Source organism: Paenibacillus sp. JCM 10914, from assembly GCF_001315105.1.
In the GTDB taxonomy this organism is placed as follows: Bacteria; Bacillota; Bacilli; order Paenibacillales; family Paenibacillaceae; genus Paenibacillus_AQ.
The window spans coordinates 1-18,667 of sequence record NZ_BAZR01000035.1 but is presented as its reverse complement, the minus strand read 5'-3'; the positions used below and the strand labels follow the sequence as shown (position 1 = coordinate 18,667).

The following is an 18,667-nucleotide window of genomic DNA, read 5'->3' as shown; positions in this document are numbered from 1 at the left end:
TCAAGCTTCAGATGATGTTCTCCTTTTTTGCTTGGCGGCCATAGATTATAGGATTGGGGTAATTGGCAATGATCGAGTTTATCAATGTACAGAAGACGTACCACAACGGCACAACGGCTCTGCAAAACATTAATCTGAAAATCAGCCAGGGCGAATTTGTAGCGGTTATCGGTTTGTCTGGTGCCGGCAAATCCACATTGATCCGTTGCATCAATCGGATGCACGAGATCACAAGCGGACAATTACTCGTAGACGACGTCGATGTGTCCAAGCTTAAGGGGAGGCAGGTCCGGCATTTTCGCAGAAGAATTGGCATGATCTTTCAATCTTTCAATCTGGTCACTCGGATCAGCGTCATCAAGAACGTTCTTGTCTCCTTCGTCCCTAATCTTCCCATGTGGCGTAAACTGACGGGGATTTTTACACACGAACAAAAGATTCGAGCGCTGGAAGCCTTGGATCAAGTAGGTATCCTCGATAAAGCTTACGTGCGCGTGGATCAGCTCTCAGGAGGGCAACAGCAGCGCGTTGCGCTAGCGCGAACACTGGCCCAGAACCCCGACATTATTCTTGCTGATGAGCCAATCGCATCCTTAGACCCAGTAACATCGAAGCTGGTCATGGATGATTTCAAGAACATCAATCAGACCATGAATATCTCTGTCATTATGAATATCCACCATGTCGAAATGGCGCTTCAGTATGCCGACCGCATCATTGGTGTACGCCAGGGAGAAATCGTGTTTGATGGTGCCGTTGCTGAAGTGAACCAGGGCATTCTAGACGAAATTTACGGCAGCCTGTCCCGGGAAGCTCAGACCCCGGCGAAGGAGAGCTACGCGCATGTATGATCGAATATTTCCTCCCAAAAAAATGATCTTGCCAAGCGGCAAAGTGGTGTTCCAGAAACGAACGCGGTTGCCCTTCATCCTATTGATCCTTGCAGGACTGACTGCCTTGTCCATTAACTTGACCGGATTTAACTTCCCTGTCCTGATGAAGAGGATCGGCCATTTTTTTGTCATTCTAGGCCAGATGGTTCCTCCGAATTGGAGTTATTTCCCTCGCCTGTGGGATGCCTTGCTATCCACGCTTCAGATGTCACTGCTGGGATCGATGATAGGGGCGGTACTGGCTCTCCCGCTGGCGATGCTCGCTGCGAGAAACGTCATTCGTAGCCCATGGGTGTCTGGAGTCGTGAAAGTCGTACTGAGTCTCATCCGAACGTTGCCGACGCTGGTGAGTGCGTTGATTGCCACTTACGTGTTTGGACTTGGTCCGATGGCAGGCTTGGTCGCGATTCTGCTGTTCACCCTCTCTTATGTTGGCAAGTTGCTGTACGAGCAGATTGAAAATGTGGACATGGGTCCTTTTGAAGCGATGGAATCGATTGGAATGACGCGCATTCAGGCCTTTCGCTACGCGATATTTCCACAGGTGCTGTCCCGTTACTTATCGACCTCCTTGTTCTGCTTCGAAGGTAACGTGCGGTATGCAGCCATCCTCGGTTATGTGGGTGCCGGAGGAATCGGGCTCCTGATCAATGAGAACCTGGGTTGGCGTGATTATTCGAACGTAGGGATGATCGTATTGGCGCTCGTCGTTACCGTTTACGCCATCGAGACGACCAGCGAGCATTTCAGGAAGAAGCTGACATGAAGAGGTGCATGATATGACGACGATACAACAACAGCTGCTTGCCTCCCCCCGCCAACGTCGATATCAGTTAACGATTACAGCCATCGTGCTGATCCTGTTCGCTTGGTCATTGAACACCATAAGCTTTAAGGATATGAACCAGAGCGGAATTCAAATCGCGCTAAATATCATGACAGGGATACTCCAGCCGGACCTCAACCTGCTGTTCAGCGTCTCTAAGCAAAGTGTCTTCTATTTACTCGTTCAGACGACGGCCATTGCATTTCTAGGAACGCTGGTAGGAGCCGTACTGTCCATTCCGCTTGCCTTCTTGGCTGCCTCGAATATGGTGCCGAAGCCGATTGCCTGGGTTACCAGACTGCTGCTCATCATGATCCGCACGATTCCGGCGCTGGTCTATGGGCTCATGTTCATTCGCGTGACAGGTCCGGGACCGTTCGCGGGAGTTGTGACCATCGGTCTGACTTCGATCGGCATGCTCTCCAAGCTATACGTGGACGCGATTGAGGATCTGGACAAGAAGGTGCTGGAGTCCATGACGTCGATTGGGTGCACCACCTTTGAGAAGATTCGCTATGGTATCTTTCCACAGTTGTTCTCGCTTTTCTTGTCGGTTACCATCTACCGATTCGACATGAATATGCGTGATGCATCCATTCTCGGGTTGGTCGGTGCCGGCGGGATTGGAGCACCGCTCATCTTCGCTATGAACAGCTACAAATGGAACCAGGTCGGATCTATCCTTATTGGTTTGGTCATCCTAATCCTGTTGATCGAGTGGATGTCGAACAAACTACGCGCGAAGCTGGTCCATGGCTAGGCATGCCATTATGAGACGTCGCCGCCCTACCTTCGGGCAGCATGCAGAATAAAACCCTCCACAACCACATGTATCGTGGAATGGAGGGTTTTTGCTATTTTTATTCAAGTGGTAATTAAACTGCGACATCTTATGAAACGACGACCTTCCAATTATGATTACAAGCAGCCCGAATGACGCGGCACTTCATAATATAATCAGCCAGGATTTCCGTCATATCCGTTGGAATCTCCCGAACGACCGGTTTGCCCATCAGCATCTGAAAGTTCCCCCCGCCACCGGCCCGGTAGCTGTTCATGACAACCTCAAAGGAGGCGTCCGGGTTCATTGGCTCACCATCTATACAGAGTTTGCTCACGCGAGCGCCTTCGGGTCTGGAGATGTCGAGCTCATATTCAATGCCCTCCCACATGTCGTAATTAAAATGCTGCGGCTTAGGCTGAATATAACTTTCCGATACCCGCAGCTCCCCTGAATGCTCATCCAGCGCAAAATAACGAGCGTTCTGCTCCAGGGCAGCCGCAATATCGCGACCAGTCAACCGTAGTACCTTCAGCGTGTTGGGGTATATATAATTGGATACGACATCCCGCATTGTGATCTGTTCTGCAAATCCCTTGGCTTCGTTAGTAAAAATCGCCGCGCAGGAGATTGCAGCTTCCGTCGCCTCCATCTGCACCCGGTTAACCCATTCGGTAAATGCGTGATCATGCTGTCTTGCCGTAAAAGGATCCGGAATCGAGAAATCGCCCTCTGCCCGGCCAATGGGCTGGTCCAGCCACGCCTGCGTGGTCCGCTCTTGCTCAGCGAACAAGGCAAGCACTTCCGGATCTGCGGCTGCTTCCGCTGCAAGCAGCAGCTCCGCGCTTTTTTCGCATATCGACCACGAACCATCTGCTCCTCTCTGAAAGGTTAATTGAACCTTGGCGATAGCTTGTGCCGCAGACCCAGGCTGCGCATATGCGATTCCATTCAACTCTCCGGCAAGCAACCGATGCTGATGGCCTGTCAGCAACACGTCCACGCCTTCCAGCCGCTGGCACATCTCATACCCCTGATTCTCCCCCGTCAATGGTTCGGTGGCTTCGCCGGTATCCGGATCCCGTTCAAAACCACCGTGATAGCATACGACGATGGCCACGGGATCTTCCGTCTCGCGAATCCGGGCAACCCAGCGCTGGGCTGACGCTAACGCATCCTCGAAGTGGAGGCCTTGAATGTTCGCGGGATCCTCCCAGTTCGGAATATAATGCGTAGTCACGCCCAACACGGCAACCCGAATGCCTCCTGCGGTTCAAACATACGGTAAGGAAGCCCGAACGCCGGATGGCCGCCGAAGCTATCGACGATATTGGCCGACAGATAAGGGCAGGCAGCGTCCTCAATCGTATGATTAAGCAGTTCCAGGCCATAATTGAACTCATGATTTCCGATGATGGCCGCATCATACTTCAGAATATTCAGTAACTGGGCAGCGGGATGAACACCCGTTCTGCCATACTTGGCATAGTGGTACATAAAGGGCGTGCCTTGCAGAAGATCCCCATTGTCAATCAGCAGTAAAGACGGGTTCTTATCCCGCTCCTTGCGAATGATTTCAGCGAGTTTGGCAATTCCGAGTGGCCTGTCTCCCGCTCCCCGATAATCCGTCGTAGATATGTCCATGTACATCACTGGTCTCCAATATGGTAATGACAGCTGTCTGATTCGATTTCAATCCAGTATGCCCTCCTATATCGACTGAAGTAGAGTGCTATATATATCTCTCTCGCCTTTCTACTGCTCGATGCAGCGTTCCCTGTGTATCCCTATCGCCTCAGCCAATCCTTCCAGATCCAGGCCGTCTGCAGCAAAAGCCGTACGTACCAGCGTCGGCGGCACGAACTCGTCATACTTGCCGAGGTACGGTGCTTCATCAGGATCCAGCAGCGCGCCCGCATCCTCGCATTCCGATATTTCCTTGCGAATCTCCTCGAGCAGTGTCTGATCATCTGCCCGGCCAGCGACTACCATATAATACGGCTCCATCGGCACGATGGAACGCAGTCCGAGCCGCTCTGCCAGATTATGCTTCAGCAATCGCTCCAGCGTGCGGAACTGCTTACTGCCGGCCCACGGCAGAATGAACAACGAGTCGCCGCCCGCCGAGATGACGACGTTCTTCAGCAGCCCGCTCTCACGGGCAAGGCGTCTGGCCCGCTCCAGTCGGTTCACGGCCCCTGGGGCTAAGTATGGGTAGAGGGTGTTGTCAGCCAGCACCTCTCTCATCTTCTGCACCACACGGGTATGCACGTCACCACCTGCACCAAGCCATAAGGTGTCAACCTTCCCCTTCGCCGATTTCACATACAGAGCTTTGTGCTTCGTATCCACTTCCTCCACCTTCCATAGCTTACCTGCGAGTGAGAAGCAATACCCTGGCGGCGGCACGGTGGTGATCGAGCCGATCTCTTCCGAACCGTTGTAGACCACATGCTCTTCATCGTCTTTGAATACGGCATAGAACCGGTAATTATTAACGATCTTCTCCCCGCCCAACCCGATAATCAGGCTGCCTTCCTCGGTACGCTGAATATGATCGGTTTGAAGCAGGTACTGCAGGAATTCCTTATACTCCTCCGGCTCGATTCCGCGAAAGGCAGGCAGTGACAACACGGCCCGAGCCAAATCCGGCGGTTCGGCCTCCCCCATGCTCTTGAGCGTGCTCATCGTCTGATGGTACAGGACGCCAACTGGCTTTTTGCGCAAAGCCAGCGGCTCCACCCACTTCTCACGAATGTACAGCTCGATAACTGCGATGGCCCGAAGAAGCATCCACGGCATCCGTGCCGGCAGCTGCGCCTCTTCGTCCTCGTCCTCCGGACAGAGGAACATCATCTCGGAGGCTTGATCGCCGCGACGGCCGGATCGCCCCAGCCGCTGCACGAAACTCGAACAGCTGTATGGAGCCCCGAGCTGGATGACCCGTTCCAGCTCGCCGAGATCAATCCCCAGCTCCAGCGTCAACGTGGCCGCTGCAACCGCAGGGCCTGGACCTGTGCGCAGCGCCGCCTCCGCTTCTTCGCGCAGCATGGCGGAGATGCTTCCATGATGGACGTGAAACACGTCCCGCTGTTCGCGCTTGGCGGCGATTCGTCGCAATTCCAGCGTGGTCAGTTCGGCATCCGAGCGGCTGTTCGTGAAGACGAGCGCCTTCTTCAGATGCGTGTTATCGTACACAAAATCATAATAGGCTTTGCGGGCAAGCTCGAGTTGCTCCGCTTGCTTCTCATCCCGCGCGTCCGGGAACGAGAAATGCTCCACCGACAGGCGCAGCTTGCGCCCGCCTTGCGGAGCAATGACCTCAACCGCATGGCGCGTCCCGGCTCCCAGCCAGCCTGCGGCGGTCTCATAGTCGCTGAGCGTCGCGGATAGACCGATGCGTCTTGGCGAGCAAGTGGCCATCCGTTCGATGCGGGTTAACTGGCTCAGCACCTGAATGCCCCGATCTGCCCCCATGAAAGCATGCACTTCATCAATAATGACATAGCGCAGGTCCTGGAACAGCGCCGGTATGGCATTCGGCCGGTTCATCAGCAGCCCCTCCAGCGATTCGGGCGTAATTTGCAGCACGCCGCAAGGTTTCTGCATCAGCTTGGTCTTCTCCGCTTGGGATACATCGCCATGCCAGTGCCAGACGGGAACTTGCCCTTCCTTCAACAGATCGGTGATACGCTCGAATTGATCGTTGATCAGCGCCTTCAGCGGCCCGATATATAAGATCCCCACCGAACTGGAGGGCTCCTGATATAACTCGGTCAATGCCGGGAAGAATGCCGCTTCGGTCTTGCCCGAGGCCGTGCCGGACGCGATCAGCAGATGGTTCGGCGTATCGAACAGAACACGGCAAGCTTCGACCTGTGCCTCGCGAAGCGTGTCCCAACGCTTCTTATAAATAAATTCCTGAATGAACGGCGCCAGTCTGGAAAATGGATTTGTGCTCATAACTCAAACTCCGCCAACAGATCGTCCAAATCGTCCGAAGCTGCGGCATTATCACCCTTGCGCTGCGGCTCGGTCGCGGCACGCTCGCCAAGCAACGCGTCGAAGGTAGCCTCGGGATGCTGATCTAGCGTATGCAGCAGGTCCATGAAATCGCGCACCACCTCACGGGTGGTGAGGAGTTCCTCGGCCCCCAGCCGATTGACGGCGATCTGCATGAAGGCAACTAACTGCTCGTCCGTCAACTGCGGCTCATACTTGAAATGCAAAGCATGGATGGCCCGCAGCTTCTGGAGAAGGATCAGAATTTCCTCGTACGAGAGCATGTCCAGCTTCAAAATCGGGGAGGTGTAGGTCCGAAGCGAGCTGTTGCCGTAGTGGCCATCAATCAGCCGCGAACGAAGCGCATCATAACTGAAGAGCCCTCGTCGTTCATCTTCTACGAACTGCGGCGTGCCGCCCATGTAGATCCCCAAATGCTGGGCCTTGCCCTGCATCGTGTCATTAAACATCGTGAGCAGCTTCTCATAGTTGCTATGACGGGAGATGCTGTTCGTAATTTTGTACAGGTTAACGCCTTCGTCAATGAACAGCAGCAGGCCTTTATAACCGATATTCGCTGTAAACTCCGACCATAGCTTCATATAGTCGTACCAGTTGTCATCATCAATGATAACGCCGACACCAAGTTCCTTGCGCGCCTCCGTCTTCGTTGGCACCTCACCGCGCAGCCAGCGCAGGGCTGCACCCTTACGGTCATCATCACCCAGCTTATATCCATTCCAATATGCAGCCAGCACCTTGGCAAAATCAAACCCGTGCACCAGGTTCTGCATCTCGTTCGTCACCGCATAGATCTGCAGCTCCACGCGTTCGTTCAAGGCAGGATCGTCCGGGCGTAGCCCCGTCTCTGCCATAAGCTCCTGCTGAATTGCCGCAATCCACTTTTGGAGAATAGCCTCCAGCGCCCCGCCATCGGGTCGTGTCCTTGTGGATAAATGCGTCATCAGCTCGCGGTATGTGCCCAGCCCCTGCCCTTTCGTGCCGACGAGCCGCCGCTCCGGCGACAAATCGGCGTCAGCCACAACGAAATCGCGGTCCATCGCATAATTGCGGATGATTTGCAGCAGAAAGCTCTTCCCGCTGCCATAGCGGCCGGTAATCAACCGGAATGCGGCCCCGCCTTCTGCGATATTGTCCATATCCCGCAGGATCGATTCCACTTCCGGTTTGCGCCCGACGGCGATATATTCGAGTCCCACGCGCGGCACCACGCCCGCCGTCAATGAATTGACCAGGGCCGTTGTGAGCCGTTTGGGGATTTTCAGTTCCGTCATGATTCGCTCACCTCTTTCTAACATTGAAGCGTCTCTAATATCTCCATATATTCATCCGCAATGGCCTCTCCATCGACAATTAAATCACCGATGGTCTCCATCGCGGCTTCATTAATCTCATCCAGCAGCAGCGCCGGCATGGAGCCAGCCTCCTCCGCGATCCGCTGCAGTTCACCCGTCCCGCCGGTCTTCATCGCATACAGCATTCTCAGATGGAACGACGTCAATCGTTCGGCAAGCTCCTGCCACCCTTCATCTAAGGCGTCCGTATTCCAGATCACGAAATCAACGGTGGACCGCTTCGTACCACCCGAAGCCGCGCTCTCTCTCATCCGTGAAGCACCGGTTTCGGGTGTCTCCTGTGGATCTACCGATAGTCGCCGGTTCTCCTTAGATGCAGCCGACCGTTCCAACTCTTGCGAAAGCAGATCATCCGCCTCATACGCCAAGGCATCAAAATCCATGACCGCCTGGAATACGTCAGGCTGCTTGTTTATTCTCTTGGGTGCCCTGGCCGTCGCAGGTCGAGTTGGGCCGCCTGCCGACTGATTGCCGGAAGCAGCGCTATCTGCAAGTTTGGGCTTATTCTCCTGCAGCGGCACCTCAGCTTGCCGCTGCTCGGCTTCCTCCACCAACAGCATATCGCGGACCTCGTCCGATTCGCGCTGCAGCCTGCGCAGCTTCCGCGTATCGATCTGCACCTCAGGAAGGGATGCGATACGCTCGGCCTCGATCTGCTGCTGAATCTCTTTTTTCAAATATCGTTCGACCAGGTTCTTCACCTCCGGCCCAATGCCTTCCAAACCCCGCAGACGGCCCTTGAATCCCCGCAGCTCCCGAAGTATGTTCTCGGTCAAGCGCACCAGGCCGGTCATATAGGCACGCAGCGGAGCATGTCCGCTTAAAGACACGATGGTAAGCACCAGGCTTCTCCCGTGCAGCCCATGGTCATAAACCGCGCTCCGAAAGAGGGGCCGCTTGACTTGCCGCGCTCTCGGTTTGAAGCGTTCGATGAAGCGCTGCCCGCCCGTCTTGCCCCAGTAACTGTCCACGAGTGCAACCACCTTCGGTGCGTATCGTTCCAGGTCCTTGCGTCCGTTCTCCTGATAGAAGCGGCTCTTCTCGACTTCATAATCGATCAAATCCAGCAGCAGGTCCCACGTCAGCTCCATCGGCTGCAGCGAGAACCGGCGGAACCATTCCCGCTCTTTCAACTCATCCGACAATTGGCGCGGTAATCGCTGGTATGTCTCCCGGATCGGCATATCCAGACCATGAACGAGCATAAAATCATATAACCATTCTCTTAAGTAAGCATCCAGCTTCGCGTGGCGCTTGCGGTATGCCGCCCATGCCGTCTCCATCAATTCATAGCCCTGCCGGGGATCGCTCCAACCCACGCCATGAATCAGTTCATAGAAATAGACGAACAGATACGATAAGTCCGTGTCCGGATACCGCCCCGATCGAACCTCCTCGCGCCAGTAGAAGTACCACTTGAACTGGTGGGCGGTCATCTGATCGAAGATTGGCCAATAGCTTTTGAAAGGTGTAAATGCGACCTCTGCTTCCACATGCCACGCCAGCTCCCTGGCTTTCAGCACGAATTGCTGCTCTTTGGTCACGTAGCGGAAGCTGTCGTTCCAATCCATCTCCAGTAGCGGCTGCGGCTCTATGACCAGAGCGGCTTTCGGTTCTGGGCGAACTTGGACGGTATGCTCCCCTTCCCTTGTCTCTTGCAGTCGGTCCTGCAGCGGCATATCCTGTTCATCGCCAGCCAATTCCATTTCGGCAAAACGAATCCCTTGGTCATTCAGTTGCGTAGTATACCTTATATGAGGGTTTGATTTGTCATTGTTAGGATTATTCTTATTCATTGAACACGAACCTCCATCATGACTCTGATTATACCACTATGCATGAGAAGTCTACCTGATTTTCATATGAATCTTATCTATATTATAATGAACGGAATGATAGTCTAGCGAATGACTTTACCGGAAAGGATTTCCTGATGAATAAATGGCTGAAAGCAATGTTGTTTCTAGTAGGGGCGGCGTTCCTAACGAGGCTGATTCCCTTCTCCTCCTGGTTCCGTATCCTCGATACGATGATTCATGAACTGGGACACGCGATGATGACCCTGCTCATGTCCGGGAAGGTACTGAGCATTGAGCTGAATCCGGATCACAGCGGTGTCACGTATTCCATGCTCGCCTCCGGCGGCTGGAGCCCAATCATCGTCTCGCTGGCTGGATATACGTCGGCTTCGCTGTTCGCGATCCTGATGTTCTACATTTACAACAAGAAAAAACAGGCCGGCGGCTGATGACCATCACCGTGCTGGCGCTGCTCATGATCGTGTTCTTCGTACAATCCGGTTACGGCGTATGGTGGCTCATTATTTTTATCATCGTCAATCTGATCTTCTATTTCATCGGCGGCAAAATCCGCAATTTCTATTACCTGCTGCTTGCCTTTCTCGTGCTCGAGGAATCCGTGGTCGGCCCGCTCAGTCTCTTGATCATGGCGTTCACGCAGCCGAAGCAGGCAGGCGATGCCTCCAATCTGGCGAACATGACCGTCCTCCCAGCGTTTGTCTGGGCCTTGTTGTTCTTCCTGTTCTCGCTATGGTGCGCCAAGGTGGCGCTGCAGTTGTTCTGGAAGAAGCGTTAATGTCGTGTCGTTCAGCAACAAAAAATAGCCAGGGTCGTCCAAGCGGAGGACCCTGGCTATTCTCGTTATTCGTATTGCTGATGCTATTTCACATCATCCATCAAGTTCTTGATCCAAGCTTCGCTTCCATCCGAATTGCGAACCGACTCATGGGATACGGTCGCTTCCTGGATATCTCCGAAAGCCCAGTGCAGCTCAGGGATATCCGGGAACTGCGGTGTCAAGCCTTGCAGCGGACCCCTGAACAGCATCCGGTTGATCAACGTTACGGCTTCCGCGCGATTAATGGACTGGTTCGGCTTAAATGAACCGTCCGCGTAGCCGGCCAAAAATTTATTGCGGTACAGTGTCTCGACGGCATATGCCGCCCAGTGGCTGTCCATATCGCTAAAATGTACTTCACCCGGCTCACTGACGGTCAACTTCAGGAACCGCGTCATCACAGTCGCCAGCTCCCCTCGGGTGACGACGGAATCCGGACGGAACGATCCGTCGGCGAAGCCCGTAAAGTACCCCTGCTTGCTCGCGATCTTGATGTAACTGGCCGCCCAGTAATCGGACTCGACATCCGTATACGTCAGCGGATCGGACACCGCAGCATGCTCGCTCAATCGAGCCACGATTGCCGCCAGCTCGGCGCGTGTTAAGGAACGGTTCGGCTTAAACTCGCCGTCAGGGTAACCCAGGATATACCGCTGATGCTGCAAGTTCTCGTATCGCTTCGAGAATATCTGCACCTTCAACCCGGCCTCGGCTTGAACGGATTCATTCCGTGAATCGGATGCCGTAAAGATACCCTTCACATCATACGTTCGCTCTTGCTCGTTCAACTGCGGCCACTTCACGGCAAGCTTGAATTGACCCGACTTGTGGGCGGATAATGTCCCGAGATTCCACGTTACAACGCTGCCATTCACCGCGGCACCGGTCTTCTCGACCACTTCCACGCCTTCAGGCAGTGTCAACGCGATTGTCCCGGATGAAAGTGGGACGCTGGCATCATTCTTGTAGTTCACGGTGATTTCCGACACGGTACCTTCCTCCGCCAGATTCTTGTCGATCGACAAGTTCAGTGTCGCTGCCAATTTAGTCTGCGAAGATGGCGCAGGCACTGCACTTTCCTCGCTTGAGACCGATGGCCGATACAGCTTCACATCATGCCGCACGATATCCCAATTGACCGGAATGGTTGGACTCGTGTAAGCGCGATATCCGCTCTTCCGAACCGTAAGATAATAGTCCGTCTCCGGATAGACCATGTAAGCATAGAAGCCGTTGGCATCGGTCTTCTGCGCCGGGCTGCCGTTATCGTTTGGAGCGAAGCCGGTAATCGGCGGCAAGTAGACCTGCGTGTTCGGCTGAATGCCATTGGCAAGATTGCGCGCGGTGTTCGCGTAATAGAGAACCACGTCTGCATCCTCGATGACGCTATTCGTACGCCCGTCGGTAACGGTTCCGTATGGATCCACCAGATCCTGCACGATGTTCAGCTCGCCGTCCTTCGTCAGCTCGATTTCTGGATACACGACACCGGATGACGATGGGCCTCGTTTGCCGTTGATCAGAATCTCCCTGTACTCCCCGGTAGGTCCATTCTCATCGTACACTTCCATCTGATACCCGATTTCCATCCGGTATTTCTGGTTGCTGACAAGCCCGTCCGCACTGAATACTCCTTGCGTTCCCACCTCAAAAGCCTTCTTCCGACCATGGTCATCCAGAACATAGTTGCCTTGCTCATCCTGTAAATAAACCGTCATCTTGCCAGCCAGGCTGCTATCTAACAGAGAGGTTTGTCCGTCAGGATTCTTGAAGAGTACGATTCCTGTCACGGTCTTCTCGGAATCGAACACCTCGCTAGCGCCCGCTACCTTATCGACCTGTGCCTTCTGTGTATACGTTACCGGAGTACGAACGCCGCCAATCATAACATCTTGCGTGAATTCCACCTGATATGTTGCATCACCCTGCGGAACCGGTAATGCATACGCACCATGCTCGTCCGTCATAACGATTTCGATAAAGTCGACGCCCTCTTCGATAACCCCGTCGCCATTCAGATCAAGCGTGACGCGAATGACGGCATTAGCGACAGGCGCATGATCGGCGCCTTCCGTGATCACGCCGCGAATCATGGCCGGTTGGAACGTAATCGTGATGTCATCCTGACCGTATAGGCTGCGGAATGCATCATCCACGGTGGCTGTAACTGTAACCTGCTGGTTATGAACGCCGCTGATGTTCGGTGCCTGGAACGTCACCGAAGCCCGTCCCGTCTCATCCGTAACGCCCGTGCTCGCGCCGAGGAACTGCCCTTGGCCTGACGGAGCGTCAAAAACTACCGTAACTCCTTCGACCGGCTTGCCGTCCCCGTCCTTCAGAACGGCTGTCAGTACCGTCGTAGACGTTCCATCACCGACCAAAGTATCGGGACTTGCGCTCATGGTCAGATCGGTGCCGACCACCTTGAATCGGTTGTCCTCCAGGCGAAGCTCTGGCGGCAACAGCTCGCCTGCTCCGTTGTAAGCTTCGAAACGGACCTCATGCAGTCCGGCCGACGTATTCATCGGCAATACGCAGCTGCCTGCACTGACGCCGAGCGGCAGGATACAGCTGCTGTTGTCCCATGTTCTGTAACCGCGCGCCGTCGCCCCGTTAGTCGGTCTCATACAGCGGTACGCGAATACCGTTGACGATTGCGTCTACCTGCTGCGCTTGCAGCGAACTGACGGCGGACAAGGTAAAGGGTTTACCTGGAATGCCGACGGCTACTTCGTTATCACCCTGGTTTTGTCCGCCGACCCAGCCGTCAAGAGTACGATGGATATTGACCGTAATCTGGCTAGGTTCGCTCGTTTGGTAGACTTCATCGGTCACCGTGAAGTAGAACGTGTCGCTGCCGCCGATAAAATCGACATGCGGAGTATAAATCCAGGCATCATCACTGCCCTCTTCCTGTGCCAGTTCGCCTTTATTCGGTTGTTGCGTCACGGTGTACACAAGCGTCAGACTCTCCGCATCTTCACCGGTCAGTGTAATCGGTATGGATGACGTTCCTTCTTCTGCTTCTATTGTTTGCGGTTTGGCTACAGGTCTGCCGTTATACGTAATCGTAATGCTGGCAGCATTCTCCGCATACTGTTTACCATCCGATCCGGTCCAGGTTATGACAACGGGCGGATCAAGCGGCAATCCCAGAGCCGGTGTGAACCTAATGCTGTTCAGCCCATCTACAGAAATTTCGCCTGTAAGGTCCTGATACGCCGGATCTTGAACTGTATTGTATTGTACCGTGCCGATGGCGGCATCAACGCCCTGGATTTGGATGAATTTCAGCCGGTCCCCATCCGCATCGGTAATCTGAAATTCGCTTGCCGGAATCACGACTGGCTGCCCTTCAAAGCCTGCCTTGGCAACGTCCAGTGCCACGGGCGGCGTGTTGATGGTGATCTTCACACTTGCGTAATCCTTGGCATGTTGTATGCCATCCCAGCCGTTCCAGGTCCAGGTTACCGTCCCGGTCTGATGCTCATCTTCAGGAACGAACTGGAGAGTATCCAGGGAGTCCCATGGAATCTGATCTCCTTGAAGTACATCGCCTTGATCCGTCACAAGCTTACCCTTGGCCGGTACTGAGAGCACGGTAATATATTCAAGTCCGTCCGGCACAATCTGCTTGATTCGTTCCCCCATGTCCTCAATCTTTGACTCACCCTTATTCACGGGAAGCAGAAGATCCGTCAGGATAGGCGCAGCTTTCGGTGTCAGCACCACATCGGCATCAAACGCCGCATATTTCTGCTTCGCCTGATCATAACCGTTCCATCGGAACGCCGTAGTGCCGTTGAACCCGCCTTCGCCATCCGGCTGGAAGACCAGTTCCTGTACTTGATTAACCGGAATCTCTTGGCCTGCCATCACATCTCGGCCGTCCAAAGTCAGTCGGCCTGTCGCTGCATCGGGCAGGGAGACAATTTTGATTTTTTCCAGCGTATTGTCCTGCACGCCGTTGACTTTCGCGAATTTCTGCTCGAAATCCTGCAGGCTGAACGACGTCGGCTCATATTGTGGAGCATCGTTCTTCTCTATGTCAGACACCTTCGGATCAAAAGTAGAGATCGAATAAATATGTTGGGCCGATTGCGGATCGGTCGGGTCGCTCTTACCGTTATTGGTACCGCTATCCTCGAACAAGATGATATTCGCGAAGTACTCGTTGTTCGGATTGTAACCTGGAATCTTGTATTCGAGCGAGACGCCCTTGCTTTCTTCGCCAGTGTCAAGACGATCCTGGTCATAGAATTTCTTGACGGTTGTGAGATTCTGCTCGTTGCCCGTAGCGTCCCTCTCCACGATATTCATTTCCATAGAAAAATGCTGCTGTTCCTTCGGCGTGAACCACGATTCCACGACAGCATTGCCGTCCTTGTCAATCGTAAAGGAACCGTTCGTAATCTCGCCTGTCGTGCGGGAGCCGCCATCGATAATCAGTTGCGCCCAGTCGACCTCGACTACCCAATTGCTCGCGTTGCCCTTAGTGGCATTCACGTAATGATGAATCGAAATACCGACATAGTGATCACCCAGTTTGATTTTGCTCAAGTCATCAATCTTCAGCACCGTCGTGTTCCAGGTATTGTTCTGCCCGGATAGCGCGCCGATGTAATGGGCCACCGGAAATTCATTCAAATAAGGATGTCCTCTTCCGGCTACCTTGCTCTTGCTCCAATCGGTCTGGCCCGGCTCGTTCGTGCGATTAGCCGAGACGATATCTTCGGCCCGATTCGACAGGTAGACCCGATCCCACTCTCCTGTACCTGAGCTGAGGCTCTCGTCATATTCATCAACGTCGTAAGCCCGAATCAGCAAGTACGCGCTTTCCTGTGGCCTCTGCGTGATGTTGCGGATCTTAAACTCAATCGGATAGAGCGTAGAAGTGGCAGCGCCACATTGCTTACCTTCACACCCGCGCCAAAATCGCTGGCTTCATTATTCGGATGCCAGTGATCCGTATCCTCGAAATAGGTGGCTCCCCCAGAGCCGGTACCCCCAGTTGAACTGCTGGATCCTGCAGCCTCTATCGTTGGTGCAACGGATGCCACGATCAACATCCATACCATCCATATGGATAGCAACTTCTTACTCCTGTCTATCACGGACCTGTATCTCAATAACATCGACTCCCCTGCTGTTACTTTTTTGAAAAAACCCCCAGTCAGCAGGATAACAGATCGTCCTCTACAAAAACTCTACAAAACTTTACAAGAGTCGACACAACGCACAAAGCCACCATCCGCAAATCCTATATTCAGCAAAAGAACAAAAAGCTTCCTGTCGGCAGCTCAGCGCAACGGACAGAAAGCTTAATTGTATTAGAATCCAGCGTGTTGTTTTACATTGCCACTCTTAACGGCACCGCACCAGCAGATCCAGCGGATAACGGCCTGCATTGCGCCCATATAAACTGATACCGCCTTCTTCGGCTCGAAGCTCCAGTTGGAAGCTACGCTTGCGATCGAGCTCTGCCGCGAGTCTTCCCGGTACCTGTGCCTGGCACAGGTACCCGTACGAGCCGGCTTCCTCCAGTAGGTTATGAACCGGCTGATAGTGCCAAGACAGGATACCTCGACTGTCGGCCGGATCGTCCGCGAGTACCATCTCGCCGATCTTAACATCGTCGACCCATACTGATACGCGAGATTCATGCACTTCTTCATCCGTCATATAGTAGGTACTTGGATTATACTCTACGTCCGCCGAAGCTCCATGCATGAAGTGGATGCCATGGCTGTGATGGCGTGCACCCTCGATATTTCGTGCAAGTAGGCGCTTGGCGCCGGCCTCGAAGCAAATCTCGATATCGCGAATCATCGCCTGTTCACCTTGGCTCGGAAGCTGCACGTCGTACACGAATCTTCCCTCTCCGCCGCCGTTCACTTTGGAGCCCTGAAGTGCCTCCCACATATGGGCGAAGTTTTGCTTACGGAATGCATTCACTGGAATGCTCACCGTCCGGCCTTCCGCTCCGGTAACCGCCTGCTCTTTACCGCCACGCACGTCAAACGTGGTAAAGTTACGCGTCACCACACCTTGGTCCGCATTCAACAGACGAACGCCCAGAACGGCAACCGCATCCGTGTTCGGCATGCGTACCTTCAAGTCCGGTATAGGCGCTACGCCATAACCATCCCATGTTACTTCCAGTTTGCCTTGGTCAGCGACGACCTTCGTTCCGAACTGGTCGTAGGATAATTCCCAGGCCAGGGTAAGTGACTGTCCGTGATATTGGTCTGAGTAGCTGGAACGGAGCAGCGGTACCGTGACCTCGCTCCCTTGCTCCAACGTCTGACAAGGAGGCGCATCGATTACGATATAATCCGGCGTGTGCAGGTCGGCAATCGTCATCCCCGGCACGAAATCCTCGTAGCCGAATTTTTTATCCGTCCCGTCCAAACGGTAATAGCCGTTGAATTCATTGGTCACATCCCGGAACTCCGTAAAGACAAAGCCGCACAGCTTATCGTGGCGTCGGAATTCGTTCAACATGTAATGATAATGCCACGCCAGATCGCTGTCCCCAGCTCCGCCGCCGTCAATTCCCCACACATTACCGCATTCGCTGTTCATGAGTGGAGCATCGCCCTGCTGGTTGCCGCCGATATAGTTATACTCCGATCCCGGATGGGTTTTTTGAACCACTTCCTCGATATGATTCCGCAGCGGTTCATAACCGTTGATATAAAAATGCCATGTGTTGATATCTGTCTCCACGTGATCGTACGCACACGGTGAATTGTCCTCCACGATCCGGGTAGGTCCATCCGCTTAGCCCATTGATACTTCTCCCTCACCCACTCCTGCGTCTCCGGAAGATAATGCCGATGCTGTCCTTCCCCACCCGTCAGACCGGCTGTTTCACTATCCGTGCGAAGTCCCCAAGTCTCGTTAAACATCACCCATGAGAAAATCGAAGGATGATTCCGGTCCCGCTCGATAATCTCACGCGCCTCAATCTCGTAAGCCGCACGAGCCTGTTCATCCGGATTTCCCCAGAAGCAAGGCATATCCTCCATTACCAAAATCCCCAACTTATCCGCCCAATAGAGCTTGCGCGGCTCTTCCGGTTTAATATGGATGCGTACGAAATTAAGTCCAAGTCGCTTCATCAGGTAGATCTCGTCTTGCATCTCCTTATCGGTTGGATACGTGAAATATCCTGTCTGGTGATACGATTGATCCAGTGTGCCGTTCAGATAAACCGGCTTGCCGTTCAACGTGACCCAGCGGTAATCCCGTCCGTCAAATTTGGCCGTTCCAATCTCGCGTATCCCAAAATAGGTATGGACGACATCGTCGCCAGAGGTACCCGACAAACGCAGCTCCCCTTCATACAAATGCGGCGTTTCAGGACTCCACAACTGGGGATCGTTAACCTGAAACACGGTGGTTCGTTCATTAACTCCCTCTGTCAGCTCCCAATCCACCTGATGCGTTAGCGAACCCTCTCCAAAAGAGAGATGAAGTGTCGCCGTACCCGCTTCATGCGCTTGAATTCTTGATTTCAACTCGATCTGTCCATCGATGGACGTGATGAAGACAGCTTGCTCTAAGTACGTTTGCGGCCGCGCTTCCAGCCAGACCGGCTGCCAAATGCCCCGGATCTCCCCGTAGCCTTGCTTCCCGCGCGCTTGGTAATTATGATCGTAATCCTCTGCCCGGACCACGAGCACGTTGTCTTGTTCCGTATGCCAAGCTGTTGTCACGTCAAACTCAAAGGTCCCGTATCCGCCTTGATGCGAGCCAACATGCGTGCCATTGACCCATACGTCACATAAGTAATCCACGGCACCGAACCGCAGAAAGATGCGAGCATTATCTTCTTGCGGCTCCCATTTTACCGAGCGTCGATACCAGCCTACGCCTTTCTCATTGCGTTCAATGCCGGACAATGGACTGGCCCAGGAAAACGGGACGGTGATCTCCGAGTTGAACAGGGTTTGTTCTCCACCTTGTAAGGAAGCGCATTCATTAGTGTCATCACCCGCCCCCTCCGAATTCAGTAAGAATGACCATTGGCCGTTCAGATTTAACCAGTCAGTCCGTTCGTAATCCGGTCTAGGGTATTCAGCACGTGGAATGTCTGTACGAATGGGCGTGGCTACAGAGGTCTTCATGAAGCAACACAACCTTTCCT

The 18,667-nt window shown here is 53.7% G+C and carries 11 protein-coding genes and 2 pseudogenes; 4 read left to right on the top strand and 9 right to left on the bottom strand.

Annotation, left to right across the window (positions count from 1 at the left end; all coding sequences use genetic code 11):
- Window positions 1–68: 68 nt before the first annotated feature.
- The 3 genes from phnC to phnE (JCM10914_RS24555) are packed head-to-tail and all read left to right on the top strand — an operon-like array spanning window position 69 to window position 2,479.
- Entirely contained in the window at window positions 69–851 is a 783-nt protein-coding gene (phnC, locus tag JCM10914_RS24565) for a phosphonate ABC transporter ATP-binding protein (RefSeq protein WP_023965955.1), read from the top strand.
- Window positions 844–1,659, top strand: coding sequence for a phosphonate ABC transporter, permease protein PhnE (gene phnE / locus JCM10914_RS24560; protein WP_023965953.1), 816 nt, complete (start codon window positions 844–846; stop codon window positions 1,657–1,659). The genes phnC and phnE (JCM10914_RS24560) overlap by 8 nt, the downstream gene beginning before the upstream one ends.
- A 13-nt stretch (window positions 1,660–1,672) precedes the next feature.
- Entirely contained in the window at window positions 1,673–2,479 is an 807-nt protein-coding gene (gene phnE, locus JCM10914_RS24555; RefSeq protein ID WP_023965951.1) for a phosphonate ABC transporter, permease protein PhnE, read from the top strand.
- Between the two features lie 130 nt (window positions 2,480–2,609).
- On the opposite strand, the pseudogene JCM10914_RS24550 reads toward phnE (JCM10914_RS24555), so the two are convergent.
- The 4 genes and pseudogenes from JCM10914_RS24550 to JCM10914_RS24535 all read right to left on the bottom strand — a co-directional run bounded on the left by JCM10914_RS24550 (window position 2,610) and on the right by JCM10914_RS24535 (window position 9,674).
- Window positions 2,610–4,196 (bottom strand): annotated as a pseudogene (locus JCM10914_RS24550) (bifunctional UDP-sugar hydrolase/5'-nucleotidase).
- 59 nt (window positions 4,197–4,255) lie between these two features.
- Window positions 4,256–6,463 carry a DEAD/DEAH box helicase gene (locus tag JCM10914_RS24545; RefSeq protein ID WP_023965945.1) on the bottom strand — a complete coding sequence of 736 codons (2,208 nt, stop codon included), beginning with the start codon at window positions 6,461–6,463 and terminating at the stop codon, window positions 4,256–4,258.
- Window positions 6,460–7,797 carry an ATP-binding protein gene (locus tag JCM10914_RS24540; protein WP_023965943.1) on the bottom strand — a complete coding sequence of 446 codons (1,338 nt, stop codon included), beginning with the start codon at window positions 7,795–7,797 and terminating at the stop codon, window positions 6,460–6,462. Before JCM10914_RS24540 ends, JCM10914_RS24545 begins: the two co-directional genes overlap by 4 nt.
- A gap of 17 nt (window positions 7,798–7,814) precedes the next feature.
- Window positions 7,815–9,674 (bottom strand): TerB N-terminal domain-containing protein, encoded by a 1,860-nt coding sequence (locus JCM10914_RS24535; RefSeq protein WP_023965941.1) that lies wholly within the window; start codon window positions 9,672–9,674, stop codon window positions 7,815–7,817.
- A 137-nt stretch (window positions 9,675–9,811) separates the two neighbouring features.
- On the opposite strand from JCM10914_RS24535, the pseudogene JCM10914_RS32030 reads away from it, so the two are divergent.
- Window positions 9,812–10,473: pseudogene (locus JCM10914_RS32030) on the top strand (M50 family metallopeptidase).
- An 83-nt stretch (window positions 10,474–10,556) separates the two neighbouring features.
- On the opposite strand, the gene JCM10914_RS24525 reads toward JCM10914_RS32030, so the two are convergent.
- The 5 genes from JCM10914_RS24525 to JCM10914_RS30980 form a co-directional block, all read right to left on the bottom strand.
- Window positions 10,557–13,142, bottom strand: a complete 2,586-nt coding sequence (locus tag JCM10914_RS24525) for an S-layer homology domain-containing protein (RefSeq protein WP_052019914.1) — start codon at window positions 13,140–13,142, stop codon at window positions 10,557–10,559.
- Window positions 13,129–15,342, bottom strand: coding sequence for an Ig-like domain-containing protein (locus tag JCM10914_RS24520; protein WP_023965933.1), 2,214 nt, complete (start codon window positions 15,340–15,342; stop codon window positions 13,129–13,131). Before JCM10914_RS24520 ends, JCM10914_RS24525 begins: the two co-directional genes overlap by 14 nt.
- Window positions 15,336–15,608: a hypothetical protein gene (locus JCM10914_RS24515; protein WP_023965931.1), complete on the bottom strand. Its 273-nt coding sequence runs from the start codon at window positions 15,606–15,608 to the stop codon at window positions 15,336–15,338. Before JCM10914_RS24515 ends, JCM10914_RS24520 begins: the two co-directional genes overlap by 7 nt.
- Window positions 15,609–15,879: 271 nt before the next feature.
- Window positions 15,880–17,172, bottom strand: a complete 1,293-nt coding sequence (locus JCM10914_RS30985) for a hypothetical protein (RefSeq protein ID WP_231638759.1) — start codon at window positions 17,170–17,172, stop codon at window positions 15,880–15,882.
- The coding region (locus JCM10914_RS30980) for a glycoside hydrolase family 2 protein (protein ID WP_231638758.1) at window positions 17,097–18,667 on the bottom strand (1,571 nt) is incomplete at its 5' end. The genes JCM10914_RS30980 and JCM10914_RS30985, both read right to left, overlap by 76 nt.